The 23,045-nt window shown below is 37.6% G+C and carries 18 protein-coding genes and 1 pseudogene; 7 read left to right on the top strand and 12 right to left on the bottom strand.

Annotated elements, in window-relative coordinates; all coding sequences use genetic code 11:
- Nucleotides 1-149 precede the first annotated feature (149 nt).
- Complete coding sequence (locus tag M0R38_08650) at nucleotides 150-548, top strand: cytochrome c (protein MCK9481812.1); 399 nt, start codon at nucleotides 150-152, stop codon at nucleotides 546-548.
- Nucleotides 526-1,839, top strand: a complete 1,314-nt coding sequence (locus M0R38_08645; GenBank protein MCK9481811.1) for a cbb3-type cytochrome c oxidase subunit I — start codon at nucleotides 526-528, stop codon at nucleotides 1,837-1,839. Before M0R38_08650 ends, M0R38_08645 begins: the two co-directional genes overlap by 23 nt.
- On the opposite strand, the gene M0R38_08640 is transcribed toward M0R38_08645, so the two are convergent.
- The 3 genes from M0R38_08640 to M0R38_08630 are packed head-to-tail and all read right to left on the bottom strand — an operon-like array spanning nucleotide 1,836 to nucleotide 3,834.
- A complete protein-coding gene (locus M0R38_08640) occupies nucleotides 1,836-2,537 on the bottom strand; it encodes a ZIP family metal transporter (protein ID MCK9481810.1) in 702 nt (233 codons plus the stop codon). The genes M0R38_08645 and M0R38_08640 overlap by 4 nt on opposite strands.
- On the bottom strand, nucleotides 2,521-3,105 hold the full coding sequence (locus tag M0R38_08635; protein ID MCK9481809.1) for a phosphatase PAP2 family protein: 585 nt from the start codon (nucleotides 3,103-3,105) through the stop codon (nucleotides 2,521-2,523). Before M0R38_08635 ends, M0R38_08640 begins: the two co-directional genes overlap by 17 nt.
- A gap of 3 nt (nucleotides 3,106-3,108) precedes the next feature.
- Nucleotides 3,109-3,834, bottom strand: coding sequence for a class I SAM-dependent methyltransferase (locus M0R38_08630; GenBank protein MCK9481808.1), 726 nt, complete (start codon nucleotides 3,832-3,834; stop codon nucleotides 3,109-3,111).
- A 66-nt stretch (nucleotides 3,835-3,900) separates the two neighbouring features.
- On the opposite strand from M0R38_08630, the gene M0R38_08625 reads away from it, so the two are divergent.
- Nucleotides 3,901-5,541: an acyl-CoA carboxylase subunit beta gene (locus M0R38_08625; GenBank protein MCK9481807.1), complete on the top strand. Its 1,641-nt coding sequence runs from the start codon at nucleotides 3,901-3,903 to the stop codon at nucleotides 5,539-5,541.
- A gap of 1 nt (nucleotide 5,542) precedes the next feature.
- Here M0R38_08625 and gatB read toward each other — a convergent pair whose 3' ends face one another.
- From gatB to M0R38_08590, 7 genes are all read right to left on the bottom strand, one after another.
- Nucleotides 5,543-6,979 carry an Asp-tRNA(Asn)/Glu-tRNA(Gln) amidotransferase subunit GatB gene (gatB, locus tag M0R38_08620; protein MCK9481806.1) on the bottom strand — a complete coding sequence of 479 codons (1,437 nt, stop codon included), beginning with the start codon at nucleotides 6,977-6,979 and terminating at the stop codon, nucleotides 5,543-5,545.
- A gap of 6 nt (nucleotides 6,980-6,985) precedes the next feature.
- The gene (locus M0R38_08615; protein MCK9481805.1) at nucleotides 6,986-7,435 is read right to left on the bottom strand and encodes a GatB/YqeY domain-containing protein; all 450 of its coding nucleotides are present in this window, start codon (nucleotides 7,433-7,435) and stop codon (nucleotides 6,986-6,988) included.
- Nucleotide 7,436: 1 nt separating this feature from the next.
- Nucleotides 7,437-7,955 carry a hypothetical protein gene (locus M0R38_08610; GenBank protein ID MCK9481804.1) on the bottom strand — a complete coding sequence of 173 codons (519 nt, stop codon included), beginning with the start codon at nucleotides 7,953-7,955 and terminating at the stop codon, nucleotides 7,437-7,439.
- Nucleotides 7,952-10,573, bottom strand: a complete 2,622-nt coding sequence (locus M0R38_08605; protein ID MCK9481803.1) for a thiol protease/hemagglutinin PrtT — start codon at nucleotides 10,571-10,573, stop codon at nucleotides 7,952-7,954. Before M0R38_08605 ends, M0R38_08610 begins: the two co-directional genes overlap by 4 nt.
- A 47-nt stretch (nucleotides 10,574-10,620) precedes the next feature.
- Complete coding sequence (locus M0R38_08600) at nucleotides 10,621-13,203, bottom strand: C10 family peptidase (GenBank protein MCK9481802.1); 2,583 nt, start codon at nucleotides 13,201-13,203, stop codon at nucleotides 10,621-10,623.
- A 71-nt stretch (nucleotides 13,204-13,274) separates the two neighbouring features.
- Entirely contained in the window at nucleotides 13,275-14,042 is a 768-nt protein-coding gene (locus M0R38_08595) for a phosphosulfolactate synthase (protein MCK9481801.1), read from the bottom strand.
- Nucleotides 14,043-14,066: 24 nt separating this feature from the next.
- Nucleotides 14,067-15,494, bottom strand: a complete 1,428-nt coding sequence (locus M0R38_08590; protein MCK9481800.1) for a hypothetical protein — start codon at nucleotides 15,492-15,494, stop codon at nucleotides 14,067-14,069.
- Between the two features lie 103 nt (nucleotides 15,495-15,597).
- On the opposite strand from M0R38_08590, the gene M0R38_08585 reads away from it, so the two are divergent.
- Nucleotides 15,598-18,651, top strand: coding sequence for a M1 family metallopeptidase (locus tag M0R38_08585; protein MCK9481799.1), 3,054 nt, complete (start codon nucleotides 15,598-15,600; stop codon nucleotides 18,649-18,651).
- On the opposite strand, the pseudogene M0R38_08580 reads toward M0R38_08585, so the two are convergent.
- Nucleotides 18,648-19,510, bottom strand: a pseudogene (locus M0R38_08580) (SDR family oxidoreductase). The gene M0R38_08585 and the pseudogene M0R38_08580 overlap by 4 nt on opposite strands.
- Nucleotides 19,511-19,630: 120 nt before the next feature.
- Here M0R38_08580 and pepT point away from each other — a divergent pair.
- From pepT to M0R38_08565, 3 genes are read left to right on the top strand one after another with little or no spacing between them, the layout of a single operon-like run.
- Nucleotides 19,631-20,881 carry a peptidase T gene (pepT, locus tag M0R38_08575; protein MCK9481798.1) on the top strand — a complete coding sequence of 417 codons (1,251 nt, stop codon included), beginning with the start codon at nucleotides 19,631-19,633 and terminating at the stop codon, nucleotides 20,879-20,881.
- A 21-nt stretch (nucleotides 20,882-20,902) separates the two neighbouring features.
- Nucleotides 20,903-21,241, top strand: coding sequence for a dihydroneopterin aldolase (locus M0R38_08570; protein MCK9481797.1), 339 nt, complete (start codon nucleotides 20,903-20,905; stop codon nucleotides 21,239-21,241).
- 2 nt (nucleotides 21,242-21,243) lie between these two features.
- Nucleotides 21,244-22,095 (top strand): prolyl oligopeptidase family serine peptidase, encoded by an 852-nt coding sequence (locus M0R38_08565; protein ID MCK9481796.1) that lies wholly within the window; start codon nucleotides 21,244-21,246, stop codon nucleotides 22,093-22,095.
- Between the two features lie 48 nt (nucleotides 22,096-22,143).
- Here the strand turns inward: M0R38_08565 and M0R38_08560 are convergent, their stop codons facing one another.
- Nucleotides 22,144-23,028 (bottom strand): hypothetical protein, encoded by an 885-nt coding sequence (locus M0R38_08560; GenBank protein MCK9481795.1) that lies wholly within the window; start codon nucleotides 23,026-23,028, stop codon nucleotides 22,144-22,146.
- Nucleotides 23,029-23,045 lie beyond the last annotated feature (17 nt).

The raw sequence follows: 23,045 nt of genomic DNA, 5'->3' as shown, positions 1-23,045 counted from the left end.
TTGCAAGGTAATTTAGATTCTTATTCTGACAAAGCGAGAATCTGTTTTCCTAGTGTAGGATTTCTGAAGAAGCATGGAGGTAAGAAAAAAAAGAAAAGACATAGCATTTTGCCAATCTTGTTTTATAATTGAACGGAATTTGTAAGGGGATGTATAGAAGTAAGATTGTGATTCTATTCATATTGATTGGCTCGTTTCTCTCTTATAGTATATTGTTGTATGAAGAGGATAATTATCAAGGTGTTGAACCTAATGCTATGGCACAAGCAGGCAGGATACTCTGGCAAAAGAAAAATTGTACTTCGTGTCATCAGATTTATGGACTGGGTGGTCACTTAGGTCCGGATTTAACCAATGTTTACGAAAGAAGGTCTGAGGAGTATATCTCGTCTGTGTTACATACCGGCACACAGGTAATGCCTAACTTTCACTTAACAGAGTCTGAAGTACAGCAATTTGTTGAATTTTTTAAATACACAAACTCCACTGGCGTATATAAGCCTGAGGAATTTATTAAACATTTAGATGGAACAATATCCCAGCCATAAAGACTACTCGCGCCTATTTATAAAAACAGGTTTGATTTTCTTACTTTCAACCTTGCTTTTTGGGTTGTTAGGTGCCATTGAATATGTAGTGCCAGGGTTTTTAAAAGATGTGTTTTCTTTTACAAAAATCCGTCCTTTACATGTATCATCTGCAATTTTTTGGATTCTCACCTGCGCTATCGGTAGTATTATTTATTACATGCATGAAGATCAATATGCAATCAGGAGATACAACAATTTAATAAGAGTTGTGTTCTGGATACTTGCATTAACTTTCTTCGGAATTTTACTGTCTTATGTGTTTGGAGTATTTGGAGGCAGAGAATATTGGGAGTTTGACCCTATTTTTTCTATCCCAATTACCGTGAGTTGGGCTATATTTATTTTTGTCTTTGTTGCAGGAATTAAAACGCTGAAAAACCAACCTGTATATGTATGGATGTGGTTGACAGGGGCTGTCTTCTTTTTGTTTACTTATTTAGAATCTAATTCATGGCTGCTGCCTCAGGTGAGAAATAATCTTGTAAAAGACATGACGATTCAATGGAAGTCTTATGGCTCTCTTGTTGGTGCTTGGAATCAATTGGTGTATGGTACTTCAATTTACTTGATGGATAAAATTGCCGGCAATAAAAAGTATAGCTTTTCTAAAATTGCCTTTGGATTGTATTTTTTGGGAGTCTTTAACCTTATGTTTAATTGGGGACATCATGTGTATGTATTGCCAACACAGCCTTATGTGAAACATATAGGTTATTTGGTGAGTATGACAGAGTTGTTATTGCTTGGAAGAATTATTTATCTGTGGAAGTCATCTTTGACAACAGCGAAAAAGAATTTCAACATCATTCCATATAAATTTCTGTTTGCGGCAGATGTTTGGGTTTTCTTAACCTTGATTTTAGCAATTGCTATGTCTGTGCCTGCATTGAATGTTTATATGCATGGCACTCACGTAATTGTCGGACATACTATGGGAGCAACAATTGGAATTAATACAATGTTGTTGCTCGCTTTTGCTTTTGATATTCTTGGATATGCCCCCCACAAAGAAAAGCAGATTAAAACCGGTTATTTAGTAGCCAATTTAGCTCTGCTAATTTTTTGGCTGACCTTAATTGTCGAAGGATTTCTCAAAACATATTACTTGTTTGCTCAACCTGATATGTCTTATAGCGTCATGATGTATAAGCTATTACCTTGGTTTTATTTGTTCTTGATTTCAGGGATTGTTTGTATAGGTGGACTATTGATGGTTGTTCTACCACTGTTAAAAGCAAAAAAGAATTAAATTAGCATAGTAAGTATTGCTAAACCGGTACCGGCAACCACAGCTGTGAGTTTCTTTCTGCTGATTTTATGATTCTCTGAATTTTCAAAGAGGATTGTTGTGCTGATGTGAAGAAAAGTACCTGATACAAATGCCAATAGAATCATGAAGATTTTGTCCCCATGTTCAATGTGTTCTACAAAGTAGCCTAAAGTGGCGCCTGCCGGACAAAAAAGCGCGTAAATCAACACAAAAGGAATGATGTTCTTGTGTGGTAATAATGTTTTTATACTGATGGCAAGGACAAATGCTGCGGGCATTTCGTGAAGTGCAACCCCATACAAAAGTCCGGGACTTATACCTAAATTTTGTGAACCCACAGGAATCCCCTCAAGAAATGCATGTAATCCAAGTCCAATAAAGATTGGAGCGATATTCTTTAGGTCATGAATATGGCTGTGCCCATGTTCAATTCCCTTAGTAAATTGTTCAATGAAAATCTGGAAAAAGAATCCGGCTAACACCCATATCCCTGCATTTTCTAAATGATGATATGCCTCCGGTATAAAATTGAGAAAGGTGATGGCAAATAGAAATGCACCACTGAAAGCCAAGAATACTTTGATTGTTCCCTTCCATTCTTTGTTGGTATAGTTCGCAATAAGTCCTCCGACAAAAGGAAAAATAAATAAAATGGCAATGTTAAATAGTAGCGGCATTATTGTTTTGGAGTTTCTTTAAAATCTTATTTGTGATGATGGCAATGACGAGTCCGATGAATGAGCCTAAAATCGCTCCGGCAATTATATCAAAGGGATAATGAACACCAACATAAACTCTCGAATAGGCAATTACTCCTGCCCAAATCATCCAAAAACCTAAACCAAAACGTTTTCTTGTACCGATTAATAAAGTCATAAAAACTGCAATGGCAAAATGATTGGATGCATGAGATGAAGGAAAACTGAAGCTGTTTCTACACTCAACACCCACAACACGCGATTTTACAGTTGTCTCATTGCATGGGCGTGTCCTTTCAAAAATAGGCTTGATAATTTTGGCAGAAACAGGGTCGGAAATACCAAAACTAATTAACAATCCTAGAAATGGAATAAAAAATAGTTTGCGGTATCGGTAAATCATATAACCTAATAGCCCAACATAAAGAGGAATCCATGTGTTTGCGTTAGTAATGATGGGCATTAACCAATCTAAAAAGGGGGTGTGAAGCTTCCCATTGAGAAACTCGTATAAAACTCTGTCTATTTCTTGCAAAAACTCAAACATTCACTAACCCTTTTTTGAAAAGACAATAATACGAGGGGAATTTAATTTGTCAAACTCTGATAATTGGTAATTGCCAAAAATTTTAAAAGGAGTTAAGCCGGCTTGTTTGTGCAATGCTAATAACTCATCCGGAGTGTAAGCGGTGAGTTTTTCCTCAAACAAACCAATTTCAACATTGCGTTGAGAAACCTTTATGGTTTTAATTATTTTTTTATTCTCAACCTTGCGTTTAATGTCAAAGCTGAGTTCATTGTCTGTTTTGTATTCTGATGTTTTTAGTCTGGGAATGACATAATTGACATTTAAAAAATCTTGAATAAATATGCCGTTTGACCGCAAGTTTTGATAAACACTATTGAGTGTCTTTAAATCGTCAGATTGATTGTCAAAGTATGCAAAACTGGAAAACAAGTTAAACACAAAATCAAATTCATTTAGCTTTACCACTTCTCTCATGTCATGAACGAAAAACGAAGCATGCAGAATCATTCTATCTTTAGCTTTTTGGATTTGTTCTTCGTTCAAGTCCACTCCCACAACGGAGCCATATTCTGCCATTGCCAATGAATGTCTGCCGTTGCCGCAACATAAATCAAGTATGGATGGTTGTTTCATTGACGGTAGTTCTACAAATACTTTGTGAATGAAAGCGATAGCCTCCTCCTCATTGCGGTTTTTGTATAACCTGTCATAAAATTCAGAACCAAACCAATGTGTAAACCAGGACATATTAAAGCAGCGCAAAAATAGGATTTAACTTTTCATTTATGCCTTGTTTCTGCTAATTTTGTGCGCATGTCAATAAGTGCAAGTGAATTAGAGTTTAACATGAATGAAGATGCAATGCGTCTTTTAGTTGATAAACTTAAATTCAAGTTTAAACAGGTTTGCAAGGGTGGAGGAGATAAAGCCGCTGCCAAGCAACGAGAAAAAGGCAAGATGCTGTGTCGCGAAAGAATAGACTATCTCAGAGATGAAAATACGCCTTGGGTTGAGATTGGAGCTTTTGCAGGCGATGAGATGTATGCAGAATATGGAGGATGTCAGAGCGGTGGCGTTGTTGCGGGTTTAGGTTATGTGAAAGGAAGACAGTGTGTGATTGTTGCGAATGATGCAACCGTAAAAGCCGGAGCTTGGTTTCCTATTACTGGAAAAAAGAATCTAAGAGCACAAGAAATTGCTATGGAGAACAGACTGCCAATTATTTATTTAGTGGATAGTGCAGGCGTTTTTCTTCCAATGCAGGATGAAATTTTCCCTGATAAAGAACATTTTGGCAGAATTTTTAGAAACAATGCAATCATGAGCAGTAAAGGCATTATTCAGATTGCTGCGGTAATGGGGAGTTGCGTTGCGGGTGGTGCTTATTTGCCTATCATGAGTGATGAGGCATTGATTGTAGATAAAACCGGCTCTATCTTTTTGGCAGGCAGTTATTTGGTAAAAGCTGCAATAGGAGAGGATATTGATAATGAAACCTTGGGTGGTTCTGTCTCTCAAACGGAAATTTCCGGAGTTATTGATGACCGTTTCCCTGATGATAAAAGTTGTCTTGACAGGATTAAATTTCTGATGGATAAAATTGGAACTCCTCCAAATGCTGGCTTTGATCGTATTGAATCAGTAGAACCTAAATTGAATCCTAAAGATATTTTTGGGATTAAACCGGCTGACCATTCCAAACCTTATGATACAATGGAAATTATCAAAAGACTGGTAGATAACAGTGAGTTTGAGCAATATAAGGAGGGATTTGGCAAAACAATTATTTGTGGTTATGGGCGTATAGATGGATGGGCGGTTGGAATTGTTGCTAATAATAGATTATTGGTTAAGACCAAAAAAGGAGAAATGCAATTCGGAGGGGTAATTTATTCGGATTCAGCTGATAAAGCTGCTCGTTTCATCATGAATTGCAATCAAAAGAAGATTCCATTAGTATTTCTTCAAGATGTTACCGGCTTTATGGTAGGTTCAAAGTCTGAACACAGTGGAATAATAAAAGATGGTGCTAAAATGGTGAATGCAATGAGCAACAGCACGGTTCCTAAGTTTACTATCATCATGGGAAACAGCTATGGTGCAGGCAATTATGCTATGTGTGGAAAAGCGTATGACCCAAGGTTGATTTATGCGTGGCCCACTGCAAGAATCGCAGTGATGGGAGGCGAACAAGCGGCTAAGGTACTGTTGCAAATCGAAAAGTCAGCACATAAAGCACAAGGGGAAAAGATGGAAGAAGAAGAAGAGAAGGCGTTGTTGGATAAAATATTAACTCGTTATAACAATCAGTTATCACCTTATTATGCCGCTGCAAGATTATGGGTGGATGGAATTATTAACCCAATTGAAACACGAAAAGTGATATCAGAAGGTATTCATGCAGCAAATCATGCACCCGTTGAGAAATTTAATGTTGGAGTCATACAAGTCTGAATTAATTCAATGCTTTCGTTAATAATTCATTGACCTTTTTGGGGTCTGCTGAACCTTTAGAAAGTTTCATCACTTCACCTACGAAGAGTCCCAATAATCCTTTTTTGCCGGCTTTGTATTCAGAAACTTTGTCAGGATATTTAGAAAGTGTTTCAACAATAAATCCTTCAAGCAGTCCGGTATCAGATGTTTGAATCAGATTGAGTCCTTCGGCAATGGTTAATGGGTTGTCATTAGGCTCTTTGACTAATTGTGTGAAAACCGGTCCTGAGGCAGCAGTGTGGCTGATTGTATTGTTGTCAACCAAAGCGATTAATGCCGCAAGTTTGTGAGTTGTTATTGGAAACTCTTTTATTGATTTAGCGTTTTCATTCATCCAAGATTTTACTGGACCTAACACCCAATTTGAGGCAGCTTTGTAGTTTGAACAATCTTTAATTAATGCAAGGTAATACTCAGCCGTAGCTTTGTCTTCTGTAAGAACACCGGCATCATAAGCCGGTAGGTTGAAATCTGTTTGTAGCCTTTGATATAAAATTTTTGGCAGTTCAGGCAATGCCGATTTCATCTTACTCAAAAACTCATCTGTTACAACAAAGGGAGGTAAGTCCGGCTCGGGGAAATACCGATAGTCTTGAGCACTTTCTTTTGAACGCATGGACACAGTGTTAGACTTTGCAGCATTAAAAGAACGTGTTTCGGAAACAATAGTCTGACCGGATTCTAAACACTCAATCTGACGTTGGATTTCAAATTCTATTGCTTTTTTAACATTGGTCATGGAGTTCATGTTCTTGACCTCGACTTTAGTGCCGTATTCATTGCTGTCTGCGAGCATAACTGAAACGTTGGCATCGCAACGCATGCTGCCTTCCTCCATGTTTCCATCACAAACATCCAAATAGCGCACAAGTCTGCGTATTTCTGCTAAGTACTGATAAGCCTCGTCTCCGTTTGCTATCTCAGGTTCAGACACTATTTCAACCAATGGAACCCCTGCGCGGTTGTAGTCCACAAGCGTATCATAAATATCTTGGTCGTGCATACTCTTACCCGTGTCTTCCTCCATGTGAATACGGGTTAAGTGAATTTTTTTTGGCTTACCTTCGGTATCTGTAATTTCTACAAAACCTCCTGTACATAAGGGTGTTTTATCTTGTGTGATTTGAAAGCCTTTTGGCAAGTCAGCGTAGAAATAGTTTTTACGTGCATACTGGTTAATGCGTGTAATCCGGCAATTAAGAGCCAATCCAAGTTTGGTGGCATTTTCAATTGCTTTTATATTGTGCATTGGCAAGGTTCCGGGATGCCCCAAACTGATTGGGCTTACAAGTGTATTGGGGGCTTCGCCATAGAGGTTTGCATCACCGCAGAATGCTTTTGTTATTGTGTTTAACTGAACATGGATTTCTAATCCAATTACCGCTTTATATTTCATGTATGCCTAAGCAGATAATAATTGTTTTAACAATGTTGAAATTTTTGATCCGTCTGCTCTGCCTGCAATTTTCCCTATTGCAATAGGCATTAGTTTGCCCAAATCCTTCATGCCGGTAGCACCTTGCTCGGTAATTACATTCTTCAAGATGGTTAAAACTTCCTCATCTGAAAGTGGTTTAGGTAGGAACTCTTCTAATACGTTTAGTTCAATTGTTTCTTTTTCAGCCAAGTCTTTTCTATTTTGTTTGGTGAAGATTTCAATGCTGTCCCTGCGTTGTTTTGCGAGCTTTTGTATAGTCTTAATTGCCGTTTCATCTGATATTTCTCTATCTCCGGTTTCAGTTGCTGCAAGCAAAAATGCTGCTTTAATTCCACGTAATGCCCGAAGTCTGTCTTCGTTTCGGGCTTTCATTGCTTCTATGATTTGTTTGTTAATGTCTTCTGTAATTGTCATATTACTTTATGGGCTTACATTTTTTACGCAATTGATTGGCATCTATCAGCTCGTTTACTTGCTTTTCAATGTTATCAAATGCGTTTTTATTTCCGCAGTTGCAAAGTTCGGTTAAAGGATTGACATCTAAAAGCATCTCTTTCATTTCTGCTATGGTTGGGGGTTCGGTAAGCATTGAATAGTCTTTGTATGTGATATTCAGAAATGCAACATTTATATTAATTCCTTTGTTGTCGAGTAAATACCCTTTGTTTAGCGCTGTAGGAGTCAGTGGCATATCAGCAGGATATAAATCGGTGGGATGAGGATATGAGATAATTTCAGTTTTATCATCATTCATCAACACCGGAACAAAATTGCTATAATCTTTCTTGGTTTTGTAAATATAAGCAGGTGGTCCCGGTGTAAACTGTGGAGTAAAAAGAGTGGTAGCCGTTGTCTTGTCTTTACTTGTTTTTTTTCTGCATATACAACCGGTTGTGAAAATAAGGACGGCTGCGATGATGATTGCGATTCTCATTTGTTAATTATTATTTTTTTAGTAATTATTCCGTTATTGGTTTTACACTGAACATAAAATATACCATTGCTAAGATGTGTTACGGGTAAGGTAATGATATTATCATTCTGTGTAATCTCTTGAGTCAATAATGTTTGCCCCATAACATTCAGTATTTGAACTGATAAGATTTGTTCATGGAGTCTGTTTGGCTCTATATTAATAAAGTCCTGCGCAGGATTAGGATACACCTTGATATAATTGTCAGCATCTAAAGGGGTTATATTGGCATTGTTGCCTTCATTGACAGTAATATCCAATAAATAAGTACCTGTTTTACCGGTAAAGTAAGGCGCAATACGGAAGTAGAATGTGCTTCCACCATCTACAGGGATTCCTTCGTTCATGATGTCATCATACGCATCTGACCAAAAGGTGCCGTCTTTTGACATTGAAAATAAAACATCTACAGTATATGAGTTTCCGTTCCCACTGTTGTTTAGATCATGCACTCTGCCTCTGACTGTATATTCTTTTCCGGATGGTAGGTTGAATTTATAGTAATCATTATCAGTACCGATGTGAATATTAGAGCCTGTTGTAAGAATGTTTGCAGTACCATTGCTAAAGGAGAGCGTTAAATTATATGCATTTACTTTGGTGTCATTGTTTTCATATTTATCCGGACTCGGGGGAGCTTCTTCTACAATGACATAAATAGGATTTTTATAATTTGAACTACCTGCATAGTACCACTTATTAGAACCATCCACTTGAAATGCCACGGATAAAAGATAAGTGCCGGGAGCAACAGTGATTTTCCCCGAAAAATCGAGTCCGTTGGTGTAATGATAATTAGCATTTAATCCTTTTGTTTCATTCAGCACTTGTATCGTTTGTGCTAAGGATCCATCAAGTTTTGCCAAGTCCAGACGGAAACTCCCCCAAAATGTGCTGCTACCTGAATTGAGTACATCTACATTAATATTTGCCGTACTATTCTGTACGATTTTATTTCCACTAATTTTAAAAGTTGAATTAACCTCTATATCAGTAGAATATTTAACATTAAATGACAAGAGATTGGTATATGAACCATCTTTTACGATAGTCCAATCGGAATTTGGAGTTTTGTAGAAAACTGCAACATAGTATTTGCCGGGAACATACTTGGGCGAGCCTGCATTGTTAAAAGTATAGGAACTGTAATAGCCGTTATTGATTGATGTACTTTTCTTTTCCATGAAATCAATGAAGTTATAGTCTTCATCAAAAACTGCTGCGCTTAACTCACCATTGAAAGGGTTGTCACCATAGTTGGCAATGTCAACAGATAAGTCAAAAGCGCTTGTAAACCACACAGAAGTATTAGACATGCTTAAACTTGAATAGAGTCTGAGGTCTTGGGTAGTATTGCCACCACCACCGCCTCCTGTGTTTGTAGGTTCAATGTTGGTTACCGCATGCTGTCCACTGTTAAACCCACCGGAGCCTCCTCCTGTTCCAACACCTGCAGGATTCAGTGCATTGACAGTAAAGTAACCATCATACGCACCTCCCCATCCCCAATTAAAATGGAAGTAGTTATTGTTGTCATATCCATCACAAACGAAGCAATGGCCTCCGCCACTACCGAATCCGGCATATAAGATAGGTTTGCCTGCATCTAAGTCCGCTTTTAATAGACTAATCCATTGCGCTTCTGAATAATTTTTTCTTGAAACACCTTTTAATGAACTTTTATATCCAAAATAGGTTTTTAGTGCATATTCTGAACAATGTGTAACCGGGCTTTCGCTGGTTGTAACATAGGCGCCACTGCCACCATTGGCTGCAATGTCATAGTTCATGTCAACACTAATTCCACAATGGTACATCAAAGTTGCTACTGCACTATTTGCGCTATTTACCACATTTGGCATGGATGCCCAATTATAGGTAGTGCTTCCAAAATTTGCAGAGAGTGTTCCATACTTGCTGTGGTTGTATGAATGAAAACCGGTGCCATTTACAGGTTGGTTCCAAAATTTCATAATTTGTGCCATTGCAGTAGCAACACAGCCGGTTACAGTACGTTCGGCATTTTGGTTGTCATAAGGACAAAGTGCATTGAAGTGAGGAGATTGATTCCACTTTGTCTGGATTAATGGGTTCACAGTAGCTGTGGGAGCAGCCGGCAAATTTGACTGAGTACCATTCAAGTAATTGTTCCATGCTGCCGTAATCTCAGCAGTTGCTTGCATTTTCTTTTCAATGGCTTCCCTAATTTGGCTTTTATATCCTTCTAACCATTTTTGTACACTGGGTGGAATATTGTTTGGGTCAAAAGCACTTTCATTTGAGTAAGCAAGTACAGGAATGACAATGTCATCGCCTGATACGATTACAAAGCCGTTGTCATCATTGTTAAATACGTAGTAATAGTTTGTAACATTCGCTGTCGCAATCATACTATTAGCTAAAGAGTTACTTGTGTAAACCAATCGCAGATTTACACTGCTTCTTCTTGCTTGCATTTTGTCCAATGAGGTTAAAAATGATGTGCCAACTTCAATAGCTGTCTTTGGGTTGACAGGTTTGGAAAATGTACTTGTGATTAGGAGAACAAGCATTCCAATGAGTAATGTAAGTTTTTTCATAGTAGTTTTTAATATGTGTTACTGTTTGATTTGGTGCAGTGCGATACTTATTTTTGAATCATAAGATGTTTTGTGATAATGCCATTTTGGGTGTGTATTTGAATGAAATAAATTCCATTGTTGAGTTTGTCGGTTTTGTAAATCAATGGCTGTGCGTTCGTTTTCAGTTGTATGCTTTCTAACAGTTGCCCATTGACATTGCTTATCTCAATTTTTGAAATATTGTCACTTATGCCTGAAAAATCAAATGAAACGCTATTCTGAGCAGGGTTAGGGAAAATGTGTATCTTGTCTTGCAAGTTTATATTGTTTACATTGCCTGTGCTTTCTCTGGTTACTGTAATGTCTAATAAATAGGTTCCTGTTTCGCCTTCAAAATAGGGTGCGACATGGAAATAGATTGTGCCACCATTTTTGTCTGAAAGATTGATTTGCCCCGGCATAATGTCATCGTATGTTTCACTCCAATTGCTGCTGTCAAGAGAATATGAAAACAATGCATCGACATAATAATCATTGCCATCACCACTACTATATGAATCGTGTATTCTGGCTTTGATAGTGTAATTGTCTCCGGCAGGTAAATGAATTTTGTAAAAGTCGTTGTCTGTTCCAATGTGCAAGTTTGATTCTGTAGATTTAATTTCAGCAATAGTGCCTGTAAAGTTCACGGGAAATATGTGGGATGCTTCCAAAGAATCGTTGTTTTCATATTTGTCCGGTGAGAGGGTAGGAGCTATGATTTTAACATAAACCGGGTTGGGATAGTTTGAGCTACCTGCTAAATACCATTGAGGAGAGCCTTGAAACTTGTATGAAATGTCCATCAAATAAGTACCGGGTGCAAAGCTGATAATTCCATTAAAGTTGAGGTTTTTGTTAGAACCGGGCGCAATCCCGCTTTCGCTTACTGTATTGATTGTTTGAAGTAAGTTACCATTAAGTGAAGATAAGCTAATTCGATAACTGCCTACAAAAGTTGCATAATCACTGCTGTTTTTGACACTTACACTGATTGATGCATTTTCGCTTTGTACCAAATCGCTTCCACTGATTGTAAAAGTTGAGTTTGTTTCAATGTTCTCAGATGCATGCTTGAAAAAGATTTGAGCTGAATTGTCAAACAAACTATCACCCACTTTTGACCATCCACCGTCACTTTTCTTATAGAAAATCTCCACAAAATAATTGCCTGGCACAAGTGCTGCAATCCCTGAAGTTGAAAAGACAGCAGCATATTGATTGTCAGAATTGATTGTAACGGCAGCAGTGTCCATAAATGTGAGGAATTGCATGTTCACATCGAAAATTGCAGCACCTATTTTTCCAGAGAAGTTACTAATTCCATAATTCTTGATTTTTGCACGCACTTGAAAAGGGTTTTTAAACATTATTCCTGTGTCCGTTGCAGAGATGAGGGAGTCCATTTCTAAGCGAATATTTTTATTTAAACCGGAACCGTCTGAAGGTTCTACGCCAATAATTGCCTGATGTCCTGCATTAAATCCTCCCGACCCGCCTCCAACTCCAACACCTGAAGGATTAAGCGCGTTAATGGAAAAATAACCATCGTATGAACCTCCCCAGCCCCAATTGAAATGATAGAGACCTTCTTCGTCATATCCATCGCATACAAAACAGTGTCCTCCGCCAGAGCCAAATCCGGCATAAATTACTGGTCTGCCTTCATCAAGCTCTTTTGTCAGCAATCCAAGCCACTGAGTTTCGTTATAATTTTTTCTTTCTACTCCTTTTAATGTGCTTTTATAATCAAAGTATTCTTTGAGCGCATATTCGGTGCAATTTTGAATTGGACTTTGAGCAGAGATAACATACGCACCACTGGAGGAAGGGCTGAAGTTCATGTTTACACTCACACCGCAGTCATACATTAAGGTTGCAACTGCATTGTTTGGACTGTTAACCAAGTTAGGCATTGAGTCCCAATGATAGGTTCTGCTTCCAAAATTTGCTGATAAACTACCATAGGCTTTGTGATTATAGGAATGGAAGCCGGTTCCGTTGGCAGGATAATCCCAATATTTTAATACTTGCGCCATTGCTGTTGCTACACAACCTGTTACAGAACCGCCAGGACATTGGTCGTTGACATAAGGACGCTGATTCCACTTAGTTTTGATGAGTGGTTCTACCTTTGTTCCCAGTGGGGCCATTGGTGCGCTTGATGTGTTATTTAAGTATGCATGCCATGACTGCTCTATTTCAGGTGTTGCAGCAATATTATTGTCAATCACATAACGAATTTGTTCTTGATATCCTTCCAACCATTTTTGAACACTGGGAGGAATATCTGAAGGATCAAATCTGCCTTCATTTGAATATCCCAAAATAGGGGTAACATTATCATCTCCCGAGATAATTACAAAGCCGTTTGCGTTGGTGTTGAAAATGTAATACAGCACAGATGAGGTCAAAGTTGGCTTTGTTACTGTGTATATTACTTTCTGTGCAAGTGCAAATGTTGGCGATTCTCTCCTATCTTCTGCTATGTGTTTAGTGTTATAAAAATTCTGACCTACTTTCTTGGCTGTTGCTATGTCAATATGTTTGGCATAAATACAGTGAGAAAATACTAAGAAAGGAATAAGAAATAGTAGATATTTTTTCATAGTTATTCTATTTTAGAATGATAAGTCATGTAATGCAAACTTAGATTATTTGTTTGCATGTTGTCTCATCATTATAAATAAAAATGAAAGCTGTCTCCACGCAACCCTAAACGCAAGGTTTCCAAAGCAATGACATCTTGAGGATTGATATTTCCCAAGTTTACATTTTGTCCAAATTGTTGTATAAACCAGACTTGTTGTGCTTTTTGAGGAGCTTCCCAAAGGATTTGCTCTGAAGGTAATTTTCGAGTAATTTCTGCTATAAGCCCTGAACGTACTTCTCCACTTCCTCTAAAAATGCCTACTGTTCCACTTTCTCTGGCTTCTGCTATTACTTTCCATGCTCCGGCATTTAATTCTGAATGCATCATTTCAATCCATTCATAAGGCGGAATAATCTTTTCTGCATCTTTTGAACCTACTTCACTCAGTACTGTATAATTTTTTGACAGTTTAGCAATATATCCGCACTTCTCTTCATGCGGAATAGAAATAGAGCCGTCAGATATTTCAACGCTGTCAAGCTTGAGTTGGTCAACCAATCGACAGTAGTCGTCAAATTGCTCTCGAATAAGATATGCTTCAAACATAGTGCCTCCAACATACACTTTGAATCCTGTCTGCTTATAGAGTGCAATTTTTTCCTTTAACCTTGGTGTTACATAGGAAGTGCCAAATCCAAGTTTTATAATGTCGATGATGTGTTCTCCGTTTTCTGCCAGAGATTGTGCTTCATTCAAACTTAAACCTTTGTCCATCACCATAGTGATTCCATTTGTACGCGGTTTGATAGTGCGTTCCGGTAATTGCTTAAGTTTAAATATGTCTTGATTGTTCATTTGCGGGCGCAAAAATATATCTTTCTAAAACATTTCTTTTAAACTTGTAATTTCAGGGTCTTTGGATAGGTCTTCGTCAATTAATTCAATATACTCTGATGCTGCTTCCGCATCAATTGAAAAACTGTTTAACATTTCTTGTATATATTGAATATTGTTGTGTTCTGCTTTTGCTATGAGTGCGTTTAATAAACTAGATAGGATGCTTGACTTTGCTTTGTTTTCATCTATTTTAATTAAGACCAACATCTCATACATATTGGTTAAATTATCCATGCGATAGAACATTCCGAAAAAGCAACAAATGAATAACTCATAATCCAACATTCTGAATTCTTTTGCTTCCGTAAAGCACTCAATGAGTTTGTCCTCGTCATCCAACATACAAGCAATTTCACCATAAAGAATATAGGCTTGAATATTAGGGTCTTCGCTTAATGATTTTTCAATATAGGGAATCGCTTTGGAAGCGGCTCCTTGTTTAAGATAAGAATAAGCGATTTCGTAATTGACCTCAGACATATTGGTAATGTTGTCAGAGAGGAGATTTTGCAGTAAAAAACGTGCTTGGGTATGATCTCCCAACCGGTTCATGCATATTGCACTCTCGATTACACATTCTTCTGTTGCATAACCAGCCTCAGAGGCTTCGCCAAAATATTTTATTGCGGTATTAAATTGTTTTTTGGATTTGTAGCATATACCCAAATAGAAAAGAGGTATATTTAATTTCTCATTGATGTAATGAGCATATTCAAAAGCTTCGATTGCTGTGTCATGATCATCCATATAGAGTAAAGCAGTGTTGCCTTTAAAAATCCAATATCGCTCATTAAAAGGGTGATTGTTGATGAGTAAATTAACAGCTTCAATTAACAATTCTGAATTGAAGTGCATGGGAGACACAAGTCCTAATCCATCATCTCCACATTCATGTTTGATAATCCTTGCAATCTTGCGGACTGCTTCCGGTTGGCGTTCAAAATGTAACAAGAGGGAAGCCAGTCGTATTTGGATTTCTTGATTAAAGTCAAGTAATGTTTGCTCTGCTTCTATCAGAATATCAAATGCTTGTTGATACTCTTCCATTTCTTCTAAACATTCTGCCATTAAGATAAATACCTCCGGATTCATAGGGTCTAATAGTTTTGCAAGCTGAAGTTTTTCGAGTGCTTCATCATACATGTCTTTTTCAAGATAATAATGAGCAAAACAGATATGAAAAATACCGGAATTTGGAAAAGTATCTAACCCAAATTGCAATATGTTCCAAACCCTTGCGTCACTACCAGGATTGTAATACTGATAGTAATTGAACAGAAATTCCAATTCATTTTCTGAAAAGTATTTTGTAGCACCTGATTCCCATGCTATAAAACTATTGATTAGTTCGTCTGCCTTTGTAGTACCCGGAATAATGATGTCTTCTTCCTCTTCTTCGTCTTCCCACATAATGTAATTGCGTTTTGGTTCAAGTCAAAATTATTGGAATAATTATAGATTGATTTTAATCTTTTCCATATTTTATTCACTAAACTTGCTGACTTTAATTCCTATGCAAAGATATAGTCTATTTCTCTTTTTATTTATGATTTATCCTTATAAGAACACTCTGCAAGGACAAATTCTCAAACAATCAGACAAGCAACAGAAAGTAAACCATGAAATTAATGTTGAACTTTATTTTGATTCAGGGAGGGCTTTTCTTAAAGCAAGTCAGCAAGTTGATTATTTAAATTACTCACATGATACATTGCATGAAATTTATTTCCATCTCTGGGCAAATGCTTACAAAGACAAATCAACACCCTTTGCCATGCAACAGGCCGGAATGAAAAAGAAAGATTTTTTGTTGCCCGGTGCTAAAAAAGGATATATCAAAGTCTTTAATACTAGAATTAATGGAATGTCTGTACAAGTAGTGAATGCAGAAACAGAAATTGCAAAGGTTGTGCTTCTACAGCCGTTGTTGCCAAATGATTCAGTGCGTATTTCAATGGAATTTGAGGTGTTGATACCTCCGTTTTATTCAAGAATGGGTGCAACAGAGCAGTTTGTAGCGGTAACTCAATGGTATCCCAAACCGGCTGTATATGATGTCAATGGCTGGAACACAATGCCATATCTGGATCAAGGCGAGTTTTATAGTGAGTTTGGAAATTACAAGGTTACAATTACCACTCCTGCCAATTTCATTGTTGCTTCAGGTGGAGAGTTGCAAAATGAAGAAGAAAGCCGTTTCCTAAGTCGCCTCAGTCAATATTATGAAAAGCTCATTGATAAAAACAAGGTGGAAATGCCTCAATCTCCTTTTGCAGAAAAGAGAGTGGTTACCTATGTTCAGAGCAATGTGCATGACTTTGCTTGGTTCGCCTCTTCTCAGTTTAAATTACTAGAAAAAAAGGTTCAATTAAAGAGTAATAGAGAGGTTCTCACTCGGTTCTTTGCTGTTACAGTTCCAACAAAGGAAGATTTGGACAAAATAGAAAAATCGCTATTGTTTTATTCAGATGCTGTAGGAGAGTATCCCTATAATGTTTGTTCAGTAGTGATTGGTCCATTGGAAGCAGGAGGTGGAATGGAATATCCAACTATCACTATTTGTGCTACTAATGATTTTGAAACAATTATGCACGAAATTGGTCATAACTGGTTTTATGGTGTATTGGGTTCAAATGAGCGATTGTTTCCATGGATGGATGAGTCTGTGAATTCGTTTTATGAAAACATGTATTTTTCCCAAAATTGGGCGGAGTATGCTTCAGAGTCCATCGGGTTGGTTGATGGGCATAGTGGAGAGTCTTTGCGTCATCTTTTAACTTCTTTAGATAAGATTTTGGACTTACATTATAGAAGAATGGGGGAGTCTCAAGCGGGAAATTTGAACGCTACAGAATATAATTCAACAAACTATTATTCGGTTGTTTATGGTTTGAATCCACGACTTTTCACTTATCTGCAAATGTATTTGGGTTCAGAAGTCTTTCAAAATGCCATGTCCAATTATTTTGAAGAATGGAAATTCAAACATCCATTGCCAAAGGATATGCAAGAGTCTTTTGAACGTGCAACTAAACAAAATTTGAGTTGGTTTTTTGATGATTTGTTGCATGATGCTAAAGGAACCGACTTTGAGATTGTGTATGTAAAACAGATTACACACAATGATTTTAAAGTAAAATTCAGAAACCATAGTGGATTAAACATTCCCTTGCAGTATGGATTTGTGCAATCACAAGGGACGATGATTTCGCAAACCGGTTTTGTAACACCTTTTGCCAAGGATACAACCGTAGTGATTCGCACTCCATATAGCCTTAACAGCTATTTTCTTATTGATCCATATAATGTATTGCCTGAAAATAACAGAACAAATAATGCAGTAAAACTGGGTATAATGAATAAGACGCTTTCTCATGGTTCTAAGATTAAATTTACTTACTTCTCCTTTATTGAGAATCCGTTTCAAAGGGAGCAGATTATTCAGCCTGCTGTGAATTATAATATGTATTCAGGATGGAGCTTAGGGTTGAATTTTTATAACCGTACTTTTCCATACAGAAAGTTTGAATACAGTCTCATGCCGATGCTAAGTCTGCTCAATGCCAATGTGGTTGGGTTGGGAGATGTCGCATTGAATTTCAGGTTTTTTGATAAAAGTTTTTATCGCATCAGAGCAGGTGTTGAAGCCAAAAGATTTGATTACATGCCCAATGGCTATGCCAATACTTACAACAAAATCAATCCTTATATAACTTTTTATTTTAAGACTGCGGGCAAAGCTGCTGAAAGGTTTGAAAAGAAATTGAATATTCAGTTTTATGGAGTATTCTCTGATAAATCAACCTACGATATTTATAATCCTATTCTGGATACTACTTTTCGTTTTGAGTACAACCCTTCAACAAAAGCGAATTATCTGAGTGTTGATTATTCTTATATAGATTTCCATTCTGTCAATCCTCAGTCTTTTGTGTTGAGAGTGGAAGGCGGAAATACCGGTGTGGGAATGAATAGTCAATCGCAATACGCAAAAGTGGATTTGAAATATAGTATTGAGCAAGTACTTAAAAAGAAGGGAAGAGGCATGAAAGCTTCGTTTAGAGCCGGTTCTTTGTTATTTAAGACTCAAAATATAAGTGGAATCTATCTCAATAGAGGTAGTGGAAATACCGGCACTTTTGACTATTTATTTGATGAAATGATGATAGGTAGAAACGAGAGTGGGAATAATAATATCTGGGGCAGGCAATTGGTAGAAAGGAGTGGAGATTTGCGTATTAATGCACCTTCGTATATTGATAATGCGTATATGTCTTTGAAACTGGAAAGTAGTTTGCCGTTGTTGCCGATTGCTCGTGTGTACAGCGACTTTGTACTTAATCCAATGCAGTTGAATAAAGGAGTATATTGGGTTGGAGGAGTTTCGCTTGTGGTGGCTAAAGATATTTTAGAGGTGTATATTCCATTGGTGTTCCGAAATAATTTTAGGGATTATTATGAAACCAATAATATCACATTTTTTCAGAGAATCGCGTTCAAAGCCAATTTGGATATTATTTATTTTAGGAAGAATTTGGAGTCCTATCGCAGAGTGGTGGGTTATTAAGAAGATTTTCCCTTGCGCGACAGTTGTTCAATGTCGTCCCATTTTTCTTGAGAAATATCGTGCAACATGCTGAATTGCCCTGCACCTTTAAGCCATTGACCTCCGTCAATTACTATCATTTCCCCGGTAATAAAAGCAGCATAATTTGAAATCAAATAAGCAGCGAGATTATTTAACTCGCTGTGTTGTCCAAATCGGTTGAGTGCGTTGTATTTGCTCGGATTATATTGATTCATTAACTTTCCCGGTAATAACCTCGACCACGCTCCTTCTGATTCAAATGCACCCGGAGCAATTGCATTCAGTCTGATACCATATTTGCCCCATTCCACCGCCAACGATTGGGTAAGTGCAAACACCCCTGCCTTTACGCATGCTGACGGAACGACATAAGCAGAACCGGTGAAAGCATAAGTGGTTAAAATGCTCAATACTGTGCCCTGTATCTTTTCTTGTATCCAATATTTACCGGCTGCAAGTGTACAGTTATAAGAGCCTTTTAACACAATATCGACCACAACATCAAAAGCACGGTGGGATAGCCTCTCGGTCGGGCTTATAAAGTTTCCCGCTGCATTGTTTATCAATACATTGAAACTGCCAAATCGCTCAATAACTTGCTGCATCATAGATTTGACTTCTTCGTAATTGCGGATGTCGCATTGTGTATAGAAAATTTCACCTCCGGTTTCTTGCTGCAAAGTGTCTGCTGTTTGTTTTAGCACCTCCGCCTTTCGGCTGGCAATGCATACTTTAGCACCTAACTCCAAAAAGTGCTTTGCCATTGCTTTGCCTAATCCGGTACCGCGCCCCCTGTGATTATTATTACTTTGTCCCTGAGAGAATTTTCTTTTAACATGCTGACAAAGGTATCATGTTTTCAGCTTGCTCGAGTCTATTTGCTGTTTAGTGCTTTTGCCATTTTTCCAAAATGAACTAAGAATAAAATAAATAAGTTTGCACTCTGTAAATCAAAGTTATGATTCAAATTAACACCGATACACTTGCAGCGCGTTTTATACGATATGCGCAGATAGATACCCAAAGCGATCCTAAGAGCGGCACACATCCTTCAACAGAAAAACAAAAGGATTTGAGTAAATTGTTGGTACAAGAGCTCAAACAGATGGGAATAGCTGACGTGTCTATGGATGAGTTCGGTTATGTGTATGCTATGTTAAAGTCAAATTCAGACAAAAATGATGTGCCCGTTATTTGTTTTTGTAGCCATGTTGATACAGCTCCTGATTGTAGCGGAACAAATGTAAAACCTATCATACATAAGCATTATGACGGTTCGGAAATTGTACTGCCGGACGATAACACACAAGTGTTGAATACCAAAGATTATCCCTATTTGAAAGAAAAAATCGGGGATGATATTATTACTGCGTCCGGTAATACCTTGTTAGGAGGGGATGATAAAAGTGGTGTTGCAGCCATTATGCATGCGGTTGAGTATTTGATTGCACATCCTGAGATCAAACATGGCGATATCCGTATTTTGTTTACTCCTGACGAAGAAATTGGGGAGGGCACTGCAAAACTGGACATGAAACGCTTGGGTGCTGCATTTGGCTATACCTTGGATGGAGGAGAAGCAGGTTGTTTAGAGGTGGAGACTTTCAGCGCAAATCAAGCAATTGTTACAGTACATGGTGTTATTTCACATCCCGGATATGCAAAAAATAAGTTGGTCAATGCTTTGAAGATAGTAGGTGAAATTTTAGCTGCTCTGCCGAAAGGCGAATGGTCTCCCGAAACGACTGATAAAATGCAAGGTTTTGTTCATCCGACCCATGTTGAAGGAATTGCAGAAGAAGCCAAGATAGAATTTATTGTGCGTGATTTTGATGATGATAAACTTGCAGCACATGGACAAAGGTTAGAAGCTATTGTAAAACAAGTTGTGAGTGCTCATCCCGGAGCAAGCTATGATTTTGTAGTAAAAGAGCAGTATCGCAATATGAAAAGGGTTTTGGATCAATATCCGCAAGTTGCTGAATATGCTGCCAAAGCCATACAAAGAGCAGGTTTGCAGGTTATAACAGAAAGTATCAGGGGAGGAACTGACGGTAGTAGGTTGAGCTACATGGGATTGCCTTGCCCGAATGTGTTTACCGGCATGCAGGGAATACATTCTAAAAAGGAATGGATTAGTGTGCAAGACATGGCAAAAGCTGCGGAGGTTGTTGTCCACATTGCCTCTATTTGGGAAAAGAATGCTTAATTAAAGATATATTTAACCCTTATGTACAATGTATTTGCCGAAGGAATAGAAGTTATCAAAAAAGCAGGTGTTTATTCTGAAGAATCTTTAGTGGACAATACTTTCTTAGTTGATATACGTCTTACTTTTATTGAGAAACCAAGCATCATACCGGACTATGAAATGCTATGCAATGATGTAATTCAAGCAGCAGAACAAGGTTTTGAATGGATAGAGGAATGGATAGAGAATATCATATTGAAATTGTCTGCGCGCTTTCAGGGTTGCAAGGTGCTAATCAAAGTGCGAAAGAAGAACCCTGCATTTATACATAAAAATGTTCAGACTGTGGGGGTTGAATATGAACAAGAATTGAAATAATAATGACACAAGAAATAGAAAAATTAAAAAACATCAAAATCAAAGGCGCATCCGGAAAGACAATTTTACTGGATTTATTTATTCCGAAAGGCAATAAGCGTTTTCCGCTCTTAGTCTTTGTGCATGGGTTCAAAGGATTTAAGGATTGGGGACATTTTAACTGGCTTGCAGAGCAGTTTATAAAATATGACATTGCATTCTGTAAGTTTAATTTTTCTCATTCAGGCGTAAATCCCGAAAACCCTGTTGATATCAATGATTTTGAAACATTCGGACAGAATAATTATTCCAAAGAGGTAGAGGATTTAGGCTTGGTATTGGATTATTTGCAACAGTGCGAACAAAAAGCGCGTTTAGAAACCGGCAACATTTCGGTTGTAGGTCATAGTAGGGGCGGTGCTACCGCAGTGCTGTGCGCTGTAAATGACAGCCGAATTCGCAAACTCATTCTTTGGGCTTCTCCATTCAATCTCGGCAGGCTTTTTAGACCTGAAACCATAGAGCAATTAGAAAAAGAGGGTAAAGTGTGGGTTGAAAATAAACGCACAGGTGATGTGTATCCTTTATACAAACAGTTTTATGATGATTATCTCAACAATAAGGCTAAATTGGATATCCCTAATAATATTCATAAACTCGCTATTCCGCTATTGCTCATTCATGGCGACAAAGATGAGTCGGTGAGTATCAAGGACTCAGAACAGTATTATGAAGCTATTCCGCATGCAATTTTCATTAAGATGGAGGGCGCAGGACATACGTTTGGAGCTACTCATCCATTCGTTGAATCGCAATGTAAGGATATTGAAATGCTGCATGAGTTGGTAGAAAACACAGCAGAATTTATACTGTAATTCAACTGAATTAGATTCAAGAAGAAGTTGCAACTGTGTAAAGCTGCTTTATTTGGTGATTTGTACAGGTGTGTGTTTGTGTTTCCTTTGGAATTTGGGACTTCTGATGAATAATATGAACAACCCAATAAATGCTATAAAGAACAAAGATACTTGCCACCAATATTCAAACGGATGTACCCAGATTTCTTTAAATAGATCCCATCTGCCTATTACTTCAATAAAATTCCAGAAGATAATCACGGTTGGAATGGCATATCGTATGGCATAGTCAAAGTTTTGAATTTTAATCAATTTTGCAAACAAGTAAATTGACCATAACAGCGAACCGAAACCAACTATGTAAGTTGCCGGATGTCTGTCCCCAGCGATTTGCTCATCATACACCACAAGAAGCAAGATGTAAAAAAACCACAAAATCATGATGGATTCGCTAAATGTTGAAACAGCAAGCGGCTTTTTAATGTTCCCTTGAGTAAGTACTATCTTGTCTCTAAACTTAAACACTTTTTGAAACCAGATAAAAAAGGTGCAATTGTGTCTTGAAAATAAATAAAATAGACAGACCGTAGCTAGCAATCCTATAGATGAAAGCATTACCAAATATTCAGGCTTGGTAGCAATATCTCCGTTCTCCATCAAAGGGGCGACATTGTTCTTTTCAGCAATCCAAACAAAAGAAAACTCAATCCACCCTGTCCATACCAATACTCCTCCCAGAAACCCCAAAAGGGTTGCTAATGTTTGTTTTTCATTTCTAAGTATGCCCCATATTAGAAGTATTACACCAATCACCCCAATAATAAATGCGCCTAAGTATTTGTGATCTACCAATAAATCTTCATTGAGAATCATGAGGGTGTGTCCAATAGGCATGAGCAATAACACAATTAGAAAAGAAAATACACCATTTCGAAGCCCTATTTTATTCATTATTCCTTTTTTTTTGC

This window comes from Bacteroidia bacterium (assembly GCA_023228875.1).
Classification (GTDB): domain Bacteria; phylum Bacteroidota; class Bacteroidia; order NS11-12g; family UBA955; genus JALOAG01.
The sequence above is the reverse complement of the archived record's forward strand: the minus strand, read 5'-3'. Positions and strand labels throughout refer to the sequence as shown.